Source organism: Streptomyces sp. NPDC002671, from assembly GCF_053592475.1.
In genome coordinates this window covers 215047-235031 of record NZ_JBSFVU010000011.1, presented here as the reverse complement: position 1 = coordinate 235031, position 19985 = coordinate 215047, and the positions used below count along the sequence as shown (strand labels likewise).

Annotated in this window: 18 protein-coding genes and 1 riboswitch; of the genes, 9 read left to right on the top strand and 9 right to left on the bottom strand. The window is 70.6% G+C overall.

Annotated features, from left to right (window positions below; translation table 11 throughout):
• Positions 1-42: 42 nt before the first annotated feature.
• The gene (gene pdxR / locus ACWD35_RS19590; RefSeq protein WP_451352518.1) at positions 43-1440 is read left to right on the top strand and encodes a MocR-like pyridoxine biosynthesis transcription factor PdxR; all 1398 of its coding nucleotides are present in this window, start codon (positions 43-45) and stop codon (positions 1438-1440) included.
• 84 nt (positions 1441-1524) lie between these two features.
• Here the strand turns inward: pdxR and ACWD35_RS19585 are convergent, their stop codons facing one another.
• On the bottom strand, positions 1525-2382 hold the full coding sequence (locus ACWD35_RS19585) for a DMT family transporter (RefSeq protein WP_451352578.1): 858 nt from the start codon (positions 2380-2382) through the stop codon (positions 1525-1527).
• A gap of 118 nt (positions 2383-2500) precedes the next feature.
• On the opposite strand from ACWD35_RS19585, the gene ACWD35_RS19580 reads away from it, so the two are divergent.
• Together ACWD35_RS19580 and ACWD35_RS19575 are read left to right on the top strand one after the other, a co-directional pair.
• Positions 2501-2875, top strand: coding sequence for a hypothetical protein (locus ACWD35_RS19580; protein WP_451352517.1), 375 nt, complete (start codon positions 2501-2503; stop codon positions 2873-2875).
• Positions 2876-2888: 13 nt separating this feature from the next.
• Positions 2889-4073: a glutathionylspermidine synthase family protein gene (locus ACWD35_RS19575; protein ID WP_451352516.1), complete on the top strand. Its 1185-nt coding sequence runs from the start codon at positions 2889-2891 to the stop codon at positions 4071-4073.
• Positions 4074-4088: 15 nt separating this feature from the next.
• Here ACWD35_RS19575 and rocD read toward each other — a convergent pair whose 3' ends face one another.
• Complete coding sequence (rocD, locus tag ACWD35_RS19570) at positions 4089-5294, bottom strand: ornithine--oxo-acid transaminase (RefSeq protein WP_451352515.1); 1206 nt, start codon at positions 5292-5294, stop codon at positions 4089-4091.
• 130 nt (positions 5295-5424) lie between these two features.
• Positions 5425-5531, top strand: a riboswitch (ZMP/ZTP riboswitch).
• A 32-nt stretch (positions 5532-5563) separates the two neighbouring features.
• On the opposite strand from rocD, the gene ACWD35_RS19565 reads away from it, so the two are divergent.
• The 3 genes from ACWD35_RS19565 to ACWD35_RS19555 all read left to right on the top strand — a co-directional run bounded on the left by ACWD35_RS19565 (position 5564) and on the right by ACWD35_RS19555 (position 8823).
• The gene (locus tag ACWD35_RS19565; protein WP_451352514.1) at positions 5564-7015 is read left to right on the top strand and encodes a glycine hydroxymethyltransferase; all 1452 of its coding nucleotides are present in this window, start codon (positions 5564-5566) and stop codon (positions 7013-7015) included.
• A 76-nt stretch (positions 7016-7091) separates the two neighbouring features.
• On the top strand, positions 7092-8105 hold the full coding sequence (gene trpS / locus ACWD35_RS19560; protein ID WP_451352513.1) for a tryptophan--tRNA ligase: 1014 nt from the start codon (positions 7092-7094) through the stop codon (positions 8103-8105).
• A 133-nt stretch (positions 8106-8238) separates the two neighbouring features.
• Positions 8239-8823, top strand: coding sequence for a 2'-5' RNA ligase family protein (locus ACWD35_RS19555; RefSeq protein ID WP_451352512.1), 585 nt, complete (start codon positions 8239-8241; stop codon positions 8821-8823).
• Positions 8824-8832: 9 nt separating this feature from the next.
• Here the strand turns inward: ACWD35_RS19555 and ACWD35_RS19550 are convergent, their stop codons facing one another.
• The gene (locus ACWD35_RS19550) at positions 8833-9582 is read right to left on the bottom strand and encodes a decaprenylphospho-beta-D-erythro-pentofuranosid-2-ulose 2-reductase (RefSeq protein ID WP_451352511.1); all 750 of its coding nucleotides are present in this window, start codon (positions 9580-9582) and stop codon (positions 8833-8835) included.
• 116 nt (positions 9583-9698) lie between these two features.
• Here ACWD35_RS19550 and ACWD35_RS19545 point away from each other — a divergent pair, with 116 nt between their 5' ends.
• A complete protein-coding gene (locus tag ACWD35_RS19545) occupies positions 9699-10661 on the top strand; it encodes a YihY/virulence factor BrkB family protein (RefSeq protein WP_451352510.1) in 963 nt (320 codons plus the stop codon).
• Here ACWD35_RS19545 and ACWD35_RS19540 read toward each other — a convergent pair.
• Positions 10609-11847 (bottom strand): D-alanyl-D-alanine carboxypeptidase family protein, encoded by a 1239-nt coding sequence (locus ACWD35_RS19540; RefSeq protein ID WP_451352509.1) that lies wholly within the window; start codon positions 11845-11847, stop codon positions 10609-10611. The two genes, ACWD35_RS19545 and ACWD35_RS19540, sit on opposite strands and share 53 nt — an antisense overlap.
• Positions 11848-11938: 91 nt before the next feature.
• Here ACWD35_RS19540 and ACWD35_RS19535 point away from each other — a divergent pair, with 91 nt between their 5' ends.
• Positions 11939-12178 (top strand): SCO4848 family membrane protein, encoded by a 240-nt coding sequence (locus ACWD35_RS19535; protein ID WP_451352508.1) that lies wholly within the window; start codon positions 11939-11941, stop codon positions 12176-12178.
• Positions 12179-12449: 271 nt separating this feature from the next.
• On the top strand, positions 12450-13994 hold the full coding sequence (locus ACWD35_RS19530; protein WP_451352507.1) for an ABC transporter substrate-binding protein: 1545 nt from the start codon (positions 12450-12452) through the stop codon (positions 13992-13994).
• Here ACWD35_RS19530 and ACWD35_RS19525 read toward each other — a convergent pair whose 3' ends face one another.
• The 5 genes from ACWD35_RS19525 to ACWD35_RS19505 form a co-directional block, all read right to left on the bottom strand.
• A complete protein-coding gene (locus ACWD35_RS19525) occupies positions 13995-14759 on the bottom strand; it encodes a TetR family transcriptional regulator (RefSeq protein ID WP_451352506.1) in 765 nt (254 codons plus the stop codon).
• Positions 14760-14770: 11 nt separating this feature from the next.
• Positions 14771-15286 carry a thiol-disulfide oxidoreductase DCC family protein gene (locus ACWD35_RS19520; protein WP_451352505.1) on the bottom strand — a complete coding sequence of 172 codons (516 nt, stop codon included), beginning with the start codon at positions 15284-15286 and terminating at the stop codon, positions 14771-14773.
• A complete protein-coding gene (locus tag ACWD35_RS19515) occupies positions 15283-15690 on the bottom strand; it encodes a hypothetical protein (RefSeq protein ID WP_451352504.1) in 408 nt (135 codons plus the stop codon). Before ACWD35_RS19515 ends, ACWD35_RS19520 begins: the two co-directional genes overlap by 4 nt.
• A gap of 94 nt (positions 15691-15784) precedes the next feature.
• Entirely contained in the window at positions 15785-16195 is a 411-nt protein-coding gene (locus tag ACWD35_RS19510) for a VOC family protein (protein ID WP_451352503.1), read from the bottom strand.
• A gap of 110 nt (positions 16196-16305) precedes the next feature.
• A complete protein-coding gene (locus ACWD35_RS19505) occupies positions 16306-19785 on the bottom strand; it encodes a DNRLRE domain-containing protein (protein WP_451352502.1) in 3480 nt (1159 codons plus the stop codon).
• Positions 19786-19985 lie beyond the last annotated feature (200 nt).

Sequence of the window (19985 nt, the reverse complement as noted above, 5' to 3'; positions counted from 1 at the left end):
CGACCCTAGGGGTCAGGCAGCCCAGGAGTATGGTCCATTTCCATGTCAAGAACTTGGGCCACTCTGGGCGTCGACCTGCACCTGGAACCGGCCCGCTCCGGCGGGCTGCGCCGGGGCCTGACCGACGCCCTGCGGGACGCGGTGCGCACAGGCCGCCTCGCCCCCGGCACCCGGCTGCCCTCCTCCCGCTCCCTCGCCATCGACCTCGGCATCGCCCGCAACACCGTCGCCGAGGCCTACGCCGACCTGGTCGCCGAGGGCTGGCTCACGGCCCGGCAGGGCTCCGGCACCCGGGTCTCCGACCGGGCCGTGGCCGCGCCGCCGGGCACCGGCAGGGCACCCCGGCGCCCCGAGCCCGGCCTCCCGGCCCTCAGCCTCATGCCCGGCACCCCCGACCTCGCGTCCTTCCCGCGCGCCGAGTGGCTCAAGGCCGCCCGCCGTGCCCTGACCGCCGCGCCGTACGACGCCCTCGGCTACGGCGACCCGCGCGGCCGGACCGAGCTGCGCACGGCCCTCGCCGGCTACCTCGCCCGCGCACGCGGCGTCCGCGCCGACCCCGAGACCATGGTGATCACCGCGGGCTTCGCGCACGCCCTGCGCCTCCTCGGCACGGTGCTGCGGGCGCGCGGGGTGCGGACGGTGGCGGTGGAGTCGTACGGGCTCGACGTCCACTGGGCCCTGCTGCGCGCGGCCGGCCTGTCGACGCCCCCGCTGCCGTACGACGAACACGGTACGGATACGACGAAGTTGACGGACGAGGCCGGGGCGGTGCTGCTGACGCCCGCCCACCAGTTCCCGATGGGCACGGCCCTGCACCCCGAGCGGCGGGCCGCGCTCGTGGACTGGGCGCGGCGGACCGGCGGGCTGGTCCTGGAGGACGACTACGACGGCGAGTTCCGCTACGACCGCCAGCCCGTCGGCGCGCTGCAAGGGCTGGACCCCGACCACGTCGCCTACCTCGGCACCGCCAGCAAGTCCCTCGCGCCCGGCCTCCGGCTGGGCTGGATGGTGCTGCCGCCGTCCCTGGTCGAGGAGGTCACGTCGGCCAAGGGCGGCGCCGACACCGTGGGAGCGCCGGACCAGTTGACGCTGGCGGAGTTCATCACGTCCGGCGCGTACGACCGCCACGTCCGCTCCTCCCGCCTGCGCTACCGGCGCCGTCGCGACGCCCTCGCGGCGGCGGTCTCCGACCGGGCGCCCGGGGTACGGGTCACCGGGATCTCGGCCGGACTGCACGCGGTGCTCCGGCTGCCGCCCGGCACGGAACGCTCGGTGATCCAGGCCGCCGCCTGGCAGGGCCTGGCCCTCCACGGCCTGGCCTTCCACCGCCACCCGGAGGCCGTCACCGAGCCGGTGGACGCGCTGGTGGTGGGGTACGGGACGCCGTCGGACAGCGCGTGGGGCGGGGCGTTGGAGGCGTTGTGCAGGGTGCTGCCGTGACTGCGTAAATCTTCAGCCCGTCCGGCGTTCGAGGACGAGGCCCGGCAGGGCCGAAGGGGGTCCGGGGCGCAGCCCCAGGGGCGGTCAGCCCAATGAACCTGCTGCTTCCGCGGCTTCACCGCCGGAGGCCGGCGCCTCCCCGAACCGCGCCAGCAGCAGCGCCCCCGCCACCGCCACGGCGAAGCCCAGGGCTGCCAGCCAGGTCAGGCCCTCGCGGGTGCGGTCGCCCAGCCAGATGACGCCCACTGCCGCGGGGCCGATGGTCTCGCCGATCACCATGCCGGCCGTCGCGGTGGTCACCGACCCGCGTTGCAGGGCCGAGGTCAGCAGCAGGAACGCGGCGCCTCCGCCGAGCAGGAGGGCGTAGGTCGCCGGGTTGGTGAACAGGTCGGCCGGGCGCAGGGAGTCGATCAGGCGTACCGCCACCTCCACCACCCCGAAGCCGCAGCCCGCGCCGAGCCCGAGCAGCAGCGCCCGCGTCCGCCCCGTCAGCCGTCCGCCGACCCCGCCGAGCAGCAGCACGCCCACCGCCGCCCCGACCATCGCGTACGCCAGCCAGTCCGGACCGGCCCGGTCGCCCTCCGTCCCCGAGGCCAACCCCAGCATCGCGAGCCCCGCGCACACCACCCCCACCGCGGCCCACTCCAGCCCGTTCAGCCGTACCCGCAGCAGCCGCGCCGCCACGACCGCCGTCACCGCGAGGCTTGCCGCCAGGGCGGCGCCCACCGCGTAGATCGGCACGGACCGCAGCGCCGCGATCTGCAGCAGGAAGCCGAGCCCGTCCAGCGCCAGCCCGGCGATGTACCGCCACTGCCGCAGGGCCCGCAGGAGCAGCGCCGCGTCCCCGCCGGTATCCCCGTCCGTGGTCGCCGCACGGGCGGCCATCGCCTGCAATACCGTCGCCGTACCGAAGCAGACCGCCGCGCCGAGGGCGCACACCATTCCAAACAACACAAAGGGACTCTAGGGGAAGGATGGATCACGGGGCCGCCCGCGGGGGCCTTCACACCGATCCTTAGGCTGGCCGCCGAACACCGCACACCCGACGGGGGAGACACACGTGGCGAACACCCGCAGGCGACTCCGCTCCACCACGGTCGTCCTCGGCGGCATGGGCCTGCTGGCCGCCGCCCTCACCGCCTGCTCCTCCGAGCCGGACAAGCGCTGCGTCGACCGCGACAGCTACAACCTGGCCAAGGGCTACAAGGTCGTCGCCGACAAGTACTGCAAGACCGGCAAGTCCGTACAGCCCGGCAAGTTCCTCAAGGTCAAGGTCAACACGGCCTGGTACTACGGCGGCAAGAAGAAGCACGGCTGGGTCGACGGCGGTTCCTTCGTCAAGCCCCACGGGGGCTCGGGCGGCTCGGACGACCGTCACCGCAGCGGAGTCCACCGCGGCGGCTTCGGCGGCGGCCACCACAGCTCCGGCGGCTGACGGAGTCGGCAGCATGGAACGCCGTACCATCACCCCCCGCCCCGGCTGGCAGCAGACCGTCGAGGAGCAGGGGCTCGTCTACCCGCTCACGCGGCACCCCGACGGCTCCCTGCGCCCGTACTGGGACGAGAGCGCCTACTACGTCTTCTCGCTGGACGAGGTCGAGGCGCTGGAGGAGACCGTCGAGGAACTGCACCGCATGTGCCTGGCCGCGGCCGAGTACATCGTGGCGAACGATCGCCTCGCCGACCTCGGCATCACCGACCCGCGCCTCGCCGCGGCCGTCACCGAGGCCTGGCACCGCCGCGCCGAACTCCCGTCCGTCTACGGCCGTTTCGACCTCCGCTACGACGGCACCGGCCCGGCGAAGCTGCTGGAGTACAACGCCGACACGCCCACCTCGCTGGTGGAGGCGGCCTCCCCGCAGTGGTTCTGGATGGAGGACCGCTTCCCGGGCGCCGACCAGTGGAACTCCCTGCACGAACGCCTCGTCGACGCCTGGCGCAAGCAGGCGGGGCTGCTCCCGCCCGGCAGCCCCCTGCACTTCGCGCACTCCTCGGCCGACGAACTCGGCGAGGACCTGATGACAGTCGCCTATCTGAAGGAGACCGCCGAGCAGGCCGGCCTGGAGACCGACTGGCTCTCCATGGAGGAGATCGGCTGGGACACCCTGTCCGGCCGCTTCGTGGACAACCGGCTCCGGTACATCCGCAGCATCTTCAAGCTGTACCCCTGGGAGTGGCTCACCACCGACGCCTTCGCCGGGCACGTCCTCGACACCCTCGACAACGGCGGCGGCACCGGCAGCACCCTGTGGATCGAACCGGCCTGGAAGATGCTCCTGAGCAACAAGGCCCTGCTCGCGATCCTGTGGGAGCTGTACCCGGGCCACCCCAACCTCCTGCCCGCCTACCTGGACGGCCCCCGCGAACTCGCGGCCACCGAGGGCTACGTCGCCAAGCCGCTGCTCGGCCGGGAGGGCGCGGGCGTCACTGTGCACGAGTCCGGCACCGAACCCGTCGTACGCGAAGAGCCCTGCTGCTACCAGCAGTTGGCTCCCCTGCCCGCCTTCGACGGCAACCATGTCGTACTCGGCGCCTGGGTCGTCCAGGACGAGCCGGCAGGCCTCGGCATCCGCGAGTCCTCGGGGCTGATCACCGACGAGTACGCCCGCTTCCTGCCCCACGTGATCCTGTAGGGCCTGCGTGGTCCTCTAGACCCCGAGCACCGCCCGCAGCTGCTCCACCCCCCAGTCCAGGTCCTCCGCGCTGATCACCAGCGGCGGAGCGATCCGGATCGTCGAGCCGTGGGTGTCCTTCACCAGCACGCCCCGTTCCAGCAGCCGCTCGGCGACCGCCCGCCCGGTGCCGAGCCGTGGGGAGACGTCCACCCCCGCCCACAGTCCGCGCCCGCGCACCGCCGTCACCTTGCCGGTGCCGAGCAGCCCGGCCAGCTCGCGGTGCAGATGCTCGCCGAGGAGCGTGGCCCGCTCCTGGAAGTCGCCCGAGCGCAGCATCGCGATCACCTCCAGCGCCACCGCGCAGGCCAGCGGGTTGCCGCCGAACGTCGACCCGTGCTCGCCGGGCCGGAACACCCCGAGCACGTCCGCACTGCCCACCACCGCCGACACCGGCACGATCCCGCCGCCGAGCGCCTTCCCCAGCACGTACAGGTCGGGTACGACCCCTTCGTGCTCGCACGCGAAGGTCCGCCCGGTCCGGCCGAGCCCCGACTGGATCTCGTCGGCGATGAACAGCACGTTCCGCTCGCGGGCCAGCTCCCGCACCGCGGGCAGATAGCCCTCCGGCGGCACGATCACCCCGGACTCGCCCTGGATCGGCTCCAGCAGCACGGCGACGGTGTTCTCGGTGAGCGCGGCCTTCATCGCGGTCAGATCGCCGTACGGCACGATCTCGAAGCCGGGCGTGTACGGGCCGAAGTCCGCGCGGGCCTCCGGGTCGGTCGAGAAGCTGATGATCGTGGTCGTACGCCCGTGGAAGTTGCCGCCCGCGACCACGATCTTCGCCATCTCCGCGGGCACTCCCTTCACCCGGTACCCCCACTTCCGGGCCGTCTTCACCGCGCTCTCCACCGCCTCCGCGCCGGTGTTCATCGGCAGCACCATCTCCATGCCGCACAGCTCGGCCAGCTCCGCGCAGAAGGCGGCGAACCGGTCGTGATGGAAGGCGCGGGAGGTCAGCGTGACCCGCTCCAGCTGCCGTCTGGCCGCCTCGACCAGCCGCGGGTTGCAGTGCCCGAAGTTCAGCGCCGAGTAACCGGCCAGCAGATCCAGATACCGGCGTCCCGCCACATCCGTCAGCCACGCGCCCTCACCCGTGGCCACGACGACCGGCAGCGGATGGTAGGTCGGCGCACTGTGCGCGTCCGCAGCGGCGATGAGGTCTTCTGTAGTGGTCACGGCCTCTCCCGGGTACGACGGTGACCCCCCTGCCTGTCCTCGCTTCCCATCCTCCCCCTGATGACGGACGCGGGCCGCGTTCAACATGCGGTCACCGCCGCGTGGCAGCGTGCCGTGCCCGGTAGGCTGATCGTCGGGCCGTGACTGGCGCGCGGGGCTCTGGCAGAGCCCAGGATGGGACGGACCATCGGGGAGCGGCCCGGCAGGAAAACAGTGCCGTGCGCCTGGGCCGAACGTGAACGCTGTAAGCACACCGTCCGGAGGTCCCGATGCCAGAGCAGCAGCCCCTTTCCACCGAGTCCACCGCCTATCGCGCGGCCCTCGACGTCATCCGCGCGGTCGAGCCCCGGGTTGCCGACGCGATCGGCCAGGAGGTGGCCGACCAGCGCGAGATGCTGAAGCTGATCGCCTCCGAGAACTACGCCTCCCCAGCCACCCTGCTCGCCATGGGCAACTGGTTCAGCGACAAGTACGCCGAGGGCACCGTCGGCCGCCGCTTCTACGCCGGCTGCCGCAACGTCGACACCGTCGAGTCCCTGGCCGCCGAGCACGCCAAGGCGCTCTTCGGCTCCCAGCACGCCTACGTCCAGCCGCACTCCGGCATCGACGCCAACCTCGTCGCCTTCTGGGCCGTCCTCGCGGACCGGGTGGAGGCCCCCTACCTGGAGAAGGCCGGCGCCCGCCAGGTCAACGACCTCTCCGAGAAGGACTGGGCCGCGCTGCGCCAGGCCTTCGGCAACCAGCGCATGCTCGGCATGTCCCTGGACGCGGGCGGCCACCTCACCCACGGCTTCCGCCCGAACATCTCCGGCAAGATGTTCGACCAGCGCTCCTACGGCACCGACCCGGCCACCGGCCTGATCGACTACGACGCCCTGCGCGCCCAGGCCCGCGATTTCACGCCGCTGATCATCGTCGCCGGCTACTCGGCGTACCCCCGTCTGGTGAACTTCCGGATCATGCGCGAGATCGCCGACGAGGTCGGGGCGACCCTGATGGTCGACATGGCCCACTTCGCGGGCCTGGTCGCGGGCAAGGTCCTGACCGGCGACTTCGACCCGGTCCCGCACGCCCAGATCGTCACCACCACCACCCACAAGTCCCTGCGCGGCCCGCGCGGCGGCATGGTGCTGTGCGACGACTCCCTGCGCGAGCAGGTCGACCGCGGCTGCCCGATGGTCCTCGGCGGCCCGCTCCCGCACGTCATGGCCGCCAAGGCCGTCGCCCTGGCCGAGGCCCGCCGGCCCTCCTTCCAGGACTACGCCCAGCGCATCGTCGACAACTCGCGCGCGCTGGCGGAGGGCCTGATGCGCCGCGGCGCGACGCTCGTGACCGGCGGCACGGACAACCACCTGAACCTGATCGACGTCGCCACCTCCTACGGCCTCACCGGCCGCCAGGCGGAGGCAGCGCTCCTCGACTCCGGCATCGTCACCAACCGCAACGCCATCCCGGCCGACCCGAACGGCGCCTGGTACACCTCCGGCATCCGCATCGGCACCCCGGCCCTGACCACGCGCGGCCTCGGCACCGCGGAGATGGACGAGGTGGCGGGCCTGATCGACCGCGTCCTCACCACCACCGAGCCGGGCACCACCAAGTCCGGCGCCCCCTCCAAGGCGGCCCACGTCCTGGACGCGAAGGTGGCGGACGAGATCGCCCAGCGGGCGACGGACCTGGTGGCGGCGTTCCCGCTGTACCCGGAGATCGACCTCGGCTGACGCCCGGCTCCGACGGGGGCGCCTTTCCGGGGCGCTCCCGTCAAAGAGGCCCCCAACACCTGAGAGAATGGTGAACATGGCCTCTGACCGACCCCGCGTGCTCTCCGGCATCCAGCCCACCGCCGGCTCGTTCCACCTCGGCAACTACCTCGGCGCCGTCCGCCAGTGGGTGGCCCTGCAGGAGTCCCACGACGCGTTCTACATGGTCGTCGACCTGCACGCGATCACGGTCCCGCAGGACCCGAAGGACCTGCGCGCCAACACCCGCCTCGCCGCGGCCCAGCTGCTGGCGGCCGGACTCGACCCGGAGCGCTGCACGCTCTTCGTCCAGAGCCATGTCCCCGAGCACGCCCAGCTCGCCTGGATCATGAACTGCCTCACCGGCTTCGGCGAGGCGAGCCGCATGACCCAGTTCAAGGACAAGTCCGCCAAGCAGGGTGCCGACCGGGCGAGCGTCGGCCTGTTCACGTACCCGATCCTCCAGGTCGCGGACATCCTCCTGTACCAGGCCAACGAGGTGCCGGTCGGCGAGGACCAGCGCCAGCACATCGAGCTGACCCGCGACCTCGCCGAGCGCTTCAACGGCCGCTTCGGCGACACCTTCAAGATCCCGTCGCCGTACATCCTCAAGGAGACGGCGAAGATCTACGACCTCCAGGACCCGTCGATCAAGATGAGCAAGTCGGCGTCCACGCCGAAGGGCCTCATCAACCTCCTGGACGACCCGAAGGCCACGGCCAAGAAGGTCAAGAGCGCCGTCACCGACACCGACACGGTGATCCGCTACGACGCGGAGCACAAGCCGGGCGTGTCGAACCTGCTCACCATCTACTCCACGCTCACCGGCAAGTCGATCGCCGAGCTGGAGCAGGAGTACGAGGGCAAGATGTACGGCGCGCTCAAGACCGACCTCGCCGAGGTCATGGTTGACTTCGTCACGCCGTTCCGCGAGCGCACGCAGCAGTACCTGGACGACGCCGAGACGCTCGACTCGATCCTGGCCAAGGGCGCGGAGAAGGCGCGCGCGGTCGCCGCGGAGACGCTCGCGCAGGCCTACGACCGGGTCGGTTTCCTGCCGGCGAAGCACTGAGCTGTAGAGCACACGGCCAGAGCCGCACAACTCGACGGCGGTGGCCGTACAGTCGATGCTGAATGCTGCCCGAGCAGGCCTTCCTGCCCGGGCAGGCGGGGAATACCGGCCAAACCGGACGACGGGAGACGACGTGGGGACCGTAACGATCGGCGTGTCGATCGCGGTCCCGGAGCCTCACGGCAGCCTGCTCCAGGAGCGGCGCGCGGGCTTCGGCGACGCCGCGGCTCGCGACATTCCCACGCACGTCACCCTGCTGCCGCCGACCGAGGTGGACGAGGCCCAGCTGCCTGCCGTCGAGGCGCACCTCACCGAGGTCGCCGCGGCGGGCCGGCCGTTCCCGATGCGGCTGTCCGGCACCGGCACGTTCCGGCCCGTGACCCCGGTCGTCTACGTCCGGGTCGTCCAGGGCGCCGAGGAGTGCGCCTGGCTGCAGCAGCGCGTCCGCGACGCCTCCGGGCCCGTGGCCCGTGACCTGCAGTTCCCGTACCACCCGCACGTCACCGTCGCCCACGGCATCGAGGAGGCGGCGATGGACCGTGCCTTCGCGGAACTGGCCGGCTACGACGCCGAGTGGCCGTGCGCCGGGTTCTCGCTGTACGAGCAGGGTGCCGACGGGGTGTGGCGCAAGTTGCGGGAGTACACGTTCGGGGTATCCGTGGTGCCGCCGCAGGCCGGCCACGCGGACGTCGAGCGAGGCACGATCGCCAGCCTCTGACGACAGGGCCTAGTAGAGCGGCAGCCTGCGGAACAGCGCGCGCGGCGCGTGCCGCAGCGCCGACATCACGAGCCGCAGCGCCCCCGGCACCCACACGGTCTCCGAGTGGCGGCGCAGCCCCAGCTCGATCGCCGAGGCCACCGCCTCGGGTGTGGTGGCGAACGGGGCTTTGGGAAGGCCCGCCGTCATCCGCGTACGGACGAATCCGGGGCGTACGACCATGACGTGCACGCCGGTGCCGTAGAGGGCGTCGCCGAGGCCGTGCGCGAAGACGTCGAGGCCGGCCTTGCTGGAGCCGTAGATGAAGTCGGTACGGCGGGCCCGCTCACCGGCGACGGAGGACAGGACCACCAGGGAGCCGTGACCCTGTTCCTGGAGGGCGCGGGCGGCGACCAGGCCTGCCGAGACGGCTCCGGTGTAGTTGGTCTGGGCGACCTGGACGGCACGCAGGGGCTCGCGCTCGTCGTGGGCCTGGTCGCCGAGGATGCCGAAGGCGAGCAGCACCATGTCGACCTCGTCCTCGGCGAAGACCTTGCCGAGGACCGTCTCGTGGGACTCGGGGTCGAGGGCGTCGAAGGCGACGGTACGGACGTCCGCGCCGAGGGCGCGCAGGCCCTCGGCGGTCTGCTCCAGCGCGGGGGAGGGGCGGCCCGCCAGCCACACGGTGCGGGTACGGCGGGCGATCAGTCGGCGGGCGATGGCCAGCCCGATCTCGGACGTGCCACCGAGGACGAGCAGGGACTGCGGGGCTCCGGGCATGCCAGTGACCGTATCGCCCGGCTATAGGTGGTTAATGGGATGACGCGCCATATTGGCATTAGGTCTTTGCCATCAGGTGTTTGCGTAGGTATTTGCGATGAGGGCAGGAACGGATCATGGACTGGCTGAAGAAACTGCCTGCCATCGGGCCGATCGTCACCCGGCTGACGGCCACCCACGCATGGCACTGTTACGAGCGCCTGGACCGGGTGAAGTGGTCCCGGCTGGCCGCCGCCATGACGTTCGTCAGCTTCGTGGCGCTGTTCCCGCTGCTCACCGTGGCCGCCGCGGTCGCCGCCGCCACGCTCAGCCCGGCCCGCCAGAAGGCCGTCGAGCACCGGATCGCCGACCAGTTCCCGGGTATCTCCCAGCAGTTGGACATCAGCGGCCTGGTCCACAACGCCGGTACCGTCGGCATCATCGCGGGCGCCGTCCTGGTGTTCACCGGCATCAACTGGGTCGGCCAGGTGCGGGACTGCCTGCGCGCGGTGTGGGAGCTGCCGGACCGCGAGGAGAACCCCGTCCTCGCCAAGGCCAAGGACGCGGGCATCCTGATCGGCCTCGGCGGCGCCCTGCTGGTGACGTTCGCCGCCTCCACCCTCGCCTCCGCGGCCGTGGGCCGGGTGTCCCATCTGCTCGGCCTGGCCGGCCAGGGCTTCGGCAGCCTCCTGCTGCGCATCGCCGCGTTCGCCGTCGCCGTGCTCGCCGACTTCCTGGTTCTGCTCTACGCCCTGACCCTGCTGCCCGGGGTCGAACCGCCGCGCCGCCGGCTGCTGGTGGCCGCGCTGCTCGGCGCGGTCGGCTTCGAGGCGCTGAAGCTGCTGCTCAGCAGCTACATCCAGGGAGTCGCCGCGAAGAGCATGTACGGTGCGTTCGGCGTGCCCGTGGCCCTGCTGCTGTGGATCAACTTCACCTCGAAACTCCTCCTGTTCTGCGCCGCCTGGACGGCGACGCAGAACGAGGAGGAGACGGAGACCGAGGTACAGGAGGAGGCCGAGGTGCAGGAGGAGGCCGAAGAGGAGGACGTCAGGGACGAGGCCGACGGCGCATCAGATCCGGCAGCGGCCAACGGCGGTTGACCAGGAACACCCCGCCCGAGAGCAGCACCAGCAGCCCGCCCGCGATGGCCAGCGCGATCCCGACCCCGCCGGAGCCGCCCCCGGCGGTGGCGCTCGTCACCGGCTTCGAGCCGGAACCGCCGGTCGCGGAGCCCGCCTTGCCGGCGGGGGCACCGCCGCTCGGCTGCGCACTGGCCTGCACGGCACTCTTCGGCGGCACCAGCTCGCCCACCGCCGCGACCTTGCCGGCCGACCGGAAACCCCAGTCGAGCAGCTTCGCGGCCTCCCTGTAGACCTCGTTGTGCTCGTGCTTCTCCGGATTCATGACGGTGACCAGCAGCACCCTGCCGTTCCGCTCGGCGACACCGGTGAACGTGGCGCCGGCGTTGGTGGTGTTGCCGTTCTTCACACCCGCGATGCCCTGGTAGACGGGCACGTCGGTGTCGCCGCTCAGCAGCCGGTTGGTGTTCTGGATCTCGGCCGCACCGAATTTCGCGCGCACGGTCGAGCAGTAGTCGCGGAAGTCCTTCTTCTGCAGCCCGGAGCGCGCGAACAGCGTCAGGTCGTACGCCGACGACACCTGCCCTGGCGCGTCGTAGCCGTCGGGGCTGATCACATGCGTGTCCAGCGCCTGGAGTTCGTCGGCGTGGTCCTGCATGTCCTTGACGGTGCGCGGGACGCCGCCGTTCATCGCGGACAGCACGTGCACCGCGTCGTTGCCCGAGCGAAGGAAGACGCCGAGCCACAGGTCGTGCACGTTGTAGCTGTGGCCCTCCTTTATCCCGACCACGCTGGAGCCGGCGCCCATGCCCGCCAGGTCGGGCGCCGCCACCTTGTGCGTCATCGACCTCGGGAAGCGGGGCAGCACGGTGTCCGCGAACAGCATCTTCAGCGTGCTCGCCGGGGGCAGCCGCCAGTGGGCGTTGTGCGCGGCCAGCACCTGGCCCGACTCCGCGTCGGAGACGATCCAGGAGCGGGCGGTGAGGTCCTTCGGCAGCGCGGGGACACCGGGGGCGGAGTTCACCTGCGTGCCGGGCTGCCCGAGCCGCACACCGCCCACCGTCGACATACCGGCCGGGGGTGTGGCCGTCGGCGTCGTCGAGGGGCGCGGGGCCGCGAGCGCGGCGGGCGCGGCGACGGAAAGGGACAGCAATGTGGCTGAGGTGACCAGCAGTGATCGCCTGATGGTCTTGTTCGGTGCGGACACGATCGAGAACGTACCTGGACCGGACGCCGAAGTCCCGCGCACCACCCCACCCCCGGCACGGAACCGGACACCGGCCAGTGATACTGGCTCCATGAAGCTCAGCCGCCCTGTCTCCTGGTTCCTGCTCGCCTTCGGGGTGTGGAGCTGGGTCATCTGGGTCACTTTCGTCAAGAATCTCGTCAAGGACAGCAGCGGACTCGCCTTCGACGACGGTCACCCGACCGCGTACTTCTGGGTGCATCTGCTGCTGGCGATCGTCTCCTTCGTACTGGGGACGGTCATCGGGGTCATCGGGTTGCGCGGACTGCGCGCACTGCGCCGCACTTCATAGCGGAGGGTGCGGTCGGGGCGGTGTGACGGTGATCGAACCGGCCGCCACGCGCACGTGACTGGAACCGCTTTCCTTCCTGTGAAGGCGTTGTGAAACCAGGCGGTAACAACACGCTCGGTAAGTTCTTTCCCCATCTGGTCAGAAAGCCCTTCCCCCAGGTGAGAGACCTGTGATTAGGTGAGCCGCGCCGCTTAGGGGAGTGGCGAAATTGTGCTGGCCATGGGTAGGGCTCAAAAGGCCTGGGGAGGGCACCACCATGCGATCTGTTCGCATGCGCGTTCTCGTGACACTGATCGTGCTCGGGGTCGTAGGGATCGGCGGCTGGCAGTTGCTGCCGTCGGATCAGAACAAGAACAAGACCATCACGGTCGGTACGACGGACGCGGTGACGTCGCTGGACCCGGCCGGGGCCTACGACGCCGGTTCCTGGGCGTTGTTCAGCAACGTCTTCCAGTCGCTGCTGACGTTCGAGCCGGGCGGAGTCGAGCCGGTCCCGGACGCGGCGAAGAGCTGCTCCTTCCAGGGCTCGGGTCTGAAGACGTACCAGTGCACGCTGCGCGACGGGATCACGTTCCCCAGCGGGCGCACGATGACCGCCGAGGACGTGAAGTACTCCTTCGACCGGGTCAAGAAGATCGACTCGGATGTCGGCCCGGCGTCCCTGTTCGCCACGCTCGGCTCGGTGACGGCCGACAGCGCGACGACCGTGACCTTCCACCTGTCGTCCCCGGACGCCACGTTCCCGCAGAAGGTGGCGACCGGCGCCGGTTCCATCGTGGACAAGGACAGGTACCCGGCCGACAGCCTGCGCACCGACGCCGCGGCCGACGGCACCGGGCCGTACCGGCTGACGTCGTACGTGAAGGACACGAAGGCCGTCCTCGCGCCGAACTCGAGCTACAAGGGCGACCTCAGCGGCACCGGCCGCCCCGTCGAGCTGCGCTACTACGCCGACTCCCAGGAGCTGAACAGCGCCTGGAACGCCAAGAAGCTCGACGTCGCCACCCGGACGCTGCCGCCGGACGTGCTCTCCCGGCTGAACCCGAGCGACCCCAAGCAGCGCGTCACCGAGGCCGACAGCTCCGAGACCCGCAACCTCTACCTCAACACCCGCGCCGGCTCCCCGCTGCACGACGTGCACGTGCGCCGCGCGATGGCCTGGCTCGTCAACCGCGAGAAGCTCGCCGCCACGGTGTACCAGGGCACGGTCGACCCGCTGTACTCGCTGATCCCGACCGGCATCACCGGCCACACCACGTCCTTCTTCGACACCTACCCGACGCAGGACGTCGCCAAGGCCCGCGAACTGCTCACCCAGGCCGGCGTCACCCTCCCGGTGCGCTTCACCTTCGGCTACGGCAAGGGCCGGGGCGCGGGCGAGGACGAGGCCGCGGCGCTGAAGACGCAGCTGGAGCAGGGCGGCCTGTTCAAGGTGGACGTCCAGGGGTACGAGTGGACCGACTTCCAGAAGCGCTGGGCCGCCGGGAAGATGGACGCCTGGGCGGTCGGCTGGGTCGCGGACTACCCCGACCCGGACACCTTCGGCTCCCCGCTCGTCGGCACCGGCTCGACCATGAACACGGGCTACAGCAACAAGGCGGTCGACAACCTCATCCTCGACAGCCAGCAGTACGCCGACCGCAGCCGCGCGGCGAACGACTTCCGTGACATCCAGTCGACCGTGGCCACCGACGTCCCGCTGATCCCCCTGTGGCAGCGCAAGGAGTACGTGGTCAGCACCGAGGACGTGGGCGGCGGCCAGTACCTGTCCGACGGCACGGGCGTGTTCCGGCTGTGGCGACTGGAGTGGATCTGATCAGCCGGCCCCTGGGCCCTCCCGGCCCTCCCGGCCCTTCTTCGCCGGGTCCGGCAGCGCCTTCGTCATCCCCGGCAGGAAGTCCGTGAACAGTTCGTGGACCTCCAGCACGAGGGGGCGCAGGACCCGGAACCGGGCCAGGGCGACGCCGCGGGCGGTGAGGCGGGCACCCCGCCTCGCCAGCCGGTAGCTACGCTCGCGGCCCTCCGTGCGGTCGAAGATCCAGTACAGGACCAGGCCCATCTGGGAGAGCCACAACAACTCCGGGAGAACCTCCCGGAGTTCGGGTGCGACCTTGGACTTGGAGCCGGCCAGGACCTGCCGGTGCACGCTGATGGCCTGCTCACGTGCGTGCTCGCTCTCCGGGGAGAAAGGGCTGAGCGGGCTGTCGGGGTCGGCGGCGTTCTTGAAGAACTGGACGGCGAACTCGTGGTACGGCCTGGCGATGTCCAGCCAGGCGGTCAGTACGCCCGCGAGCCGCGCCTCCAGATCGGTCTCCCGCTCCAGGACCTCCCGGACCGCCACCTGGTGCTCGGCGGCGATCCGGTCGTAGAAGCCCTGGATGAGGTGTTCCTTGCCCTCGAAGTAGTAGTACGCGTTGCCGACGGAGACCCCGGCCTCCGTGGCAATGGCCCGCATCGTGGTCTTGTCGTAGCCGCGTTCCTGGAACAGCCGCATGGCGGTCTCAAGGATCAGCGCACGGGTCTGCTCGGACTTGCTGCTCTGGGGGCCGGCCGCTTCGGGGCCGTCGTTCTTCGCGGGCACGAGAGGAGAGCCTAACGAGTGCCGTCGGCCGCGCCGGAGCAGGAGGGCGGCTCGTGGACCCAGCCGCTGTTCGGGTGATACACCCACCCGTCGGCCCGATGGTACGACTGCCCTCCCCAGGCCCCGCCCTGCCCGCTCCGCTCCCCTCCGCCCGGCCACTGGGCGCCCCGCCACTTCGCGGCGGCCAGGGCCGCGCCCCGGGCCACCCTGGCCCCGGCCGGAGTGCTCAACCTGTGGGCGAGCGGGCGGTGTTCGCGCAGGGCCCACAGGACGACGATCCAGGCGCGGGAGCCCCGGTAGACCTGCCCGGAGTCGCCGACGACGGTGATCTCCTCGAGGGTGCTCGCGGGGTCGAGCCCCGGGAAGCGGGCGCGTGCCTGCTCCGAGCCCGCCGGCACCAGCTCCAGCGGCACGAGCTGCGGCTGCCGGGCGAGCCAGTCGCGCAGGTGTGCGCACAGCCCGCACGAGGCGTCGTACAGAACGGTGAGCCCGCGGACCGGAGCGGCTGGGGTGGTCACGGTGGTCACGCCCCGGCCGTCGGGGCGATCCACTCCTGCGGGTTGACCGGCGGACGCTGCTCGCGCTCCATGATCCCGCGCCGCCGGATCCGGTTGAGGACGTACACGTTGCCCAGGTGCATCGCGCCGAGCACCAGCAGGACCACGCCCAGCTTGGTCGACAGGGCCTCGAAGACCCCGCGGGTGTCCTCGATCGTCTCGTCCCCGCTCAGGTACAGCGCCACGAAGCCGAGGTTGACCAGGTAGAAGCCGACCACCAGGAGGTGGTTGACCGCGTCGGCCAGCTGCTCGTTGCCGCGCAGGACGTCGGCGAGGAAGATCCGGCCGTTGCGGCTGAGCGTGCGGGCCACCCAGATGGTCAGCGCGATGCTGACGACCAGGTAGATGACGTAGGCGATGACGGTGCGGTCCATGCCCCACCCCTTCTTGAACGCGTTCAAAACTCTGACAGGGATGACTGTAGACCTACTTTTGAACGTGTTCAACTCAAAGGCGGGGAGGGGTGCTTCACCTTCTGCGCCCCAACTCCGGCCGCTTGCTGTAGTCCGTGAAGCCCAGGACGTTCCCCCACGGGTCGGCGATCTCCACGGTCCACCCGGTGGCCACGGGGAACGCCTCGTCCAGCGGCGTGATCCCGGCGGCGGCCAGCTCCCGCGCCGCCGCCCGCGCGTCGGGCACCTCCAGCCAGATGCGCGCCGAGTGCCAGGGCGGCGACCGGTACCCCAGCTCCTCGTCCACCCGCAGCAGAATCCCGGGCGTCTCCTTGCCGACCTTCAGCAGCGCGATCCCGGCCTCGTCGAACCGGAACCCGACCCCGAATCCGGCCCGCTCGTAGAACCCGACGGCCTCTGCGAGGTCCCCGACGGGGAGCAGCACGTTGTCGAACCCGAGCAGCTCGTACGACTCTTTGTCTGACATGTCGTCAGATTAGAGCGACGGGGAAGAGAACCCGCACAAAAACGCCCGAGGGCCCTGCTTCCGGAGCATCGGAAACAGGGCCCTCGGGCCGACCGGTTCGGTTCCCCCGATCACCCGATGGCGATGCGGGTCTTCCAGTAGTCCTTCGGGGAGATGATCTCCGTTCCGGAACTGGTGAGCGTGCTCTTGCCCCCCGAGTAGAAGCGGACGGAACCGTCGGAGCGGACGGCCCAGAAGTCCGGGACCGTGTCTCCGTCGGTGCTGGGCGTGCCGATCAGGAGCGGGACGCTGCTGCTGAGCCAGCCGGACGCGGCGTACTCGATGTCGACACCGCCCGAGGAGTTGGCGCCGGCGGCGAGGGAATTGAGGTCGACCCCGCCGTCGCCGTCCGCGATGCCCTTGCGGAGCATGAGACGGCCGGAGACGTCGCTGCGGTAGAGGAAGTCGGTGACGCCGTCGCCGCTGATGTCCAGTGCGGTGACGAGATCGCGGTCCTTCCATGCCCAGCTGGAGAGCCGGATCGCCTGGTCGATGGTCGCGCCGTGGTAGCCGATGAAGGCCCACAGCTCGTCGTCGGTGCCGTTCCTGACGGTGGCGAAGAAGTCGGTGCGACCGTCTCCCGTGGCATCGCCGGCGCTGATGATCTGGGTGAAGTCGGCGGGGCTGGGCGCTCCCTCGGGCAGAAGGATCTCCCGGCGCTTGTCGACGTTCACGGCGCCGTATCCGTCGCCCGGGTAGACCCAGAGCTTGCCGCCGACGCGCGCGACGAGGTCCTGGAGGCCGTCGCCGCCGTAGATGTCGCCGTTGTGGGTGATGAGGGCGCCCTTGAAGTGCCCCCGCGCCGATTCGAAGGGCGGCAGGTCGTCGCCGTTGGGGTCCTTGTCGGGGTTGGCGCGGTAGGCGCCGGACATGGAGTAGTCCAGGTCGCCGGTCGGCTGGTTCGGGTCGTCCTTGTCGGCCTGGGAGGGGTAGAGGGCGAGGTTGCCGGCCTCGGTGACGACCATGAGGTCGGGCATGCCGTCACCGGTGAAGTCGCCGGCCTTGTCGGCCTGGTCCCGCGGACTGACGTAGAAGAAGTACTTCGTCGGCTCCGAGACGTTGCCGGCGCTGTCGACGGTGCGGACGTACAGCACGTTGGGGCCGGCGGTCGGCGGCTTGGCGTTGGTCATCGTGGCACTGACCGAGGTGTCGGTCCCGGCGATACGGGTCAGGTAGAAGGGGTAGTAGGCGGAGTTGAACCCGTACTCGTATCGGACGACGTCGGTGTTGAGGGCGCGGACGGTGAAGGAGCCGGGGGTGCCGAACTTCTTGGTGCTCCAGTTGGAGTCCTCGTCGTCGTTGCCGAAGCCGTTGTCGTCGGCGTCGGCGTCGGGGAAGTCGGTGGAGCTGACCTTGGGCGGCCTGGGAGCCGTGGTGTCGAGGACGAACCGGCAGGGGGTTTTGGCCGGGGCGAAGCCGGACGAGCTGTTGGCGTCGTCCCGCGCCTGCACGCGCCAGGAGTAGACGGTGCCGTTGGTCAGCTTCAGGTTGCCGGTGTCGGCGCTCGCGGTCACCAGTGCGGTGCCGGTGCCGTTGGCCAAGTTCTTCTCGCCGGCGGAGCCGAGCAGATCACCGGTGGTGTTCCACTTGCCCGTCGGCCACAGGTCGAAGTCGACGTAGTCGAGGTTGTTGTCCTTGTCGGTGGCCTTGGCCGTGAAGGTCAGGTCGCCTGAGCCCATGCGGACGTACGGCTTGGTGGTGGTGCACCTGGCGTCCGGTCCCAGATCGAGGGAGCCGGGGACGATGCTGGGCCTGCGGTTGTAGATCAGCTCCAGGAGGGGGGCGTTGTCGCCGTCGGCCTGGAACTTCTTCCACGCGTACTGGGAGTGCTCGTCGCGGGCGCGCAGGCCGAAGGTGATGGTGTCGTCGCCGTCGTCGGCGGCCTCCTGGGCACCGTGCCTGACGTCGAAGGCCTCGTACGCGTCGTGGCAACTGGAGGCTTTCCAGCCGTGTGCGAAGCTCTTGGTGGCGAGCTTGTTGCCGTCGTGCAGCTTGGGGGCGTTGCTCCAGTTGGTGTGCGAGTCGATCTCTCCGGTCAGGTGCACGCTCATGGAACGGGCGCTGCAGGACCAGGAGTAGGTCTCCAGCATGGTCAACTTGGCGCGGGTGATCTTCGTGCCCTTCAGGTCCTTGTCGAAGGGAATGTTGAAGAACGAGCGGGAGGTGCCCCAGGTGTCGGACTCGAAGCCGACGCGGGCCTCATGGGTGCCGCCCTTGTTGAAGCCCTTGCCGTTGTAGAAGGTGGCGTGGGGGAAGCGGTCGTAGGCCGTGGTCCAGTTCTCAGCGTGCTTCTTGAACGGGGGGTCGATGAACACCGGATACGTGGTCGCCGGGTCGGCCAGGAAGTCCTGGTCGGGGGTGAGCAGCCACTTCCCCGCGGACAGGTCGGCATCGACCAGGGCGCCGAGCGAGTCGGGCGAGGGACCGTCGAGGGAGGGCATGCTCAGCGTCGCCGCCGCGCCGGTCTGCGAGGGGGCAGGGGTCGGCTCGGGCGGGGCGGACGGCAGCGGGGACTCCGACACGGTCGGCTCGGGGCCGTCGGTGGCGGGGGGCAGGGTTTCTACGTCGGTGTCGCTCTGCTCGTCGGACTCGACGGGAGCTTCCGCGCTGGGGCTCGGGCTGTCGCTGGGCGTGGGATCGGCGGAGTCGGAGGGATCCGGAGTCTCGGGCTCGGTCGGCTGGGCCGTCTCGCCCACGGTGCTGTCGCTCACGGCCGGTGCACCGCTGCTGTCCCACATCAGCGGCGTGGGCGACATCGCGACTTCGTCGCCGTTGACATCCTCGGCACTGACGATGCCGGAGGACGGGCTCAGCCGGAAGGTGAGGTCGGCGGAGTGCAGGCCGTACACGAGCTGCTGGACGTGTGGATCGGACGCTGCCTGACGGTTCTTCAGCACGATGAGCTGGGCGAAGCCGTCGTCGTCGGCGGTCAGGACGAGGTCGCCGCCCGGGAAGATGTCCGGGTACAGCGCGCGGTTGCCGTCGATGATCGGGGTGGGCACGGCGTCGGGCCAGGTGAGCTGGATGTCGTGGTCGCCGACGTGCAGGGTGACCAGCGGGGTTCCGGTGTCGCTGGTGGCGGAGCTCTTCAGCAGGGAGACGCGGCTCACGGTCGAACGGGAGGCGGGCTGTTCGGCGCTTCCATGAGAGCCCGGTGAGAAGACCACGCGGGTATTTGTCGCCTTCGGCTCCCACCCGGCCTTGGTGCGGTGCAGTGTCGGGTCGATCCTCTTCCACTCACCGCCGACCTTGGCGCGGATCGGGGAGGAGTAGAGCCGTTTCATCATGAGGCCGTCGGGGCGGGCCCAGGTGGTGGAGTGCGCGGTACGGGCAGCGGTGACCTCGACGTTCTTGCCGGTCCGGGCCGCTTGGGCCTGGGCTGCGGCTTCGGTGACGGTCTTCGCGTGCCGGTTGTGCTCACCGTGCTCGCCGTGCGTGGCGTCGCCGTCCATCCGGAACCCGGCGTAGACGATTCCGGTGGTGGCGACGGCGGTTGCGAGCAGCGCCGCGCTAGCTCTGCGGCCAGGCATACGGCGCCAGTTGCGCGTCATCGGGCGCGTTCCCCTTCCCCCTCGTTCCCCCTTGGAGCCGGCGCGCGATACGGCGTGGCCGGGCCAGCCGATGATGACCTATGAGGGAACTGTCGTCACCCTGTGGAGAAGTTGCGTGCGACGCGACAGGGGGCTGCCTCGGCCCTCGGCAGGGGAGGTCGATCGGCTTGCCGAATGGCAAGCGGGCGACAAAGCAGCGA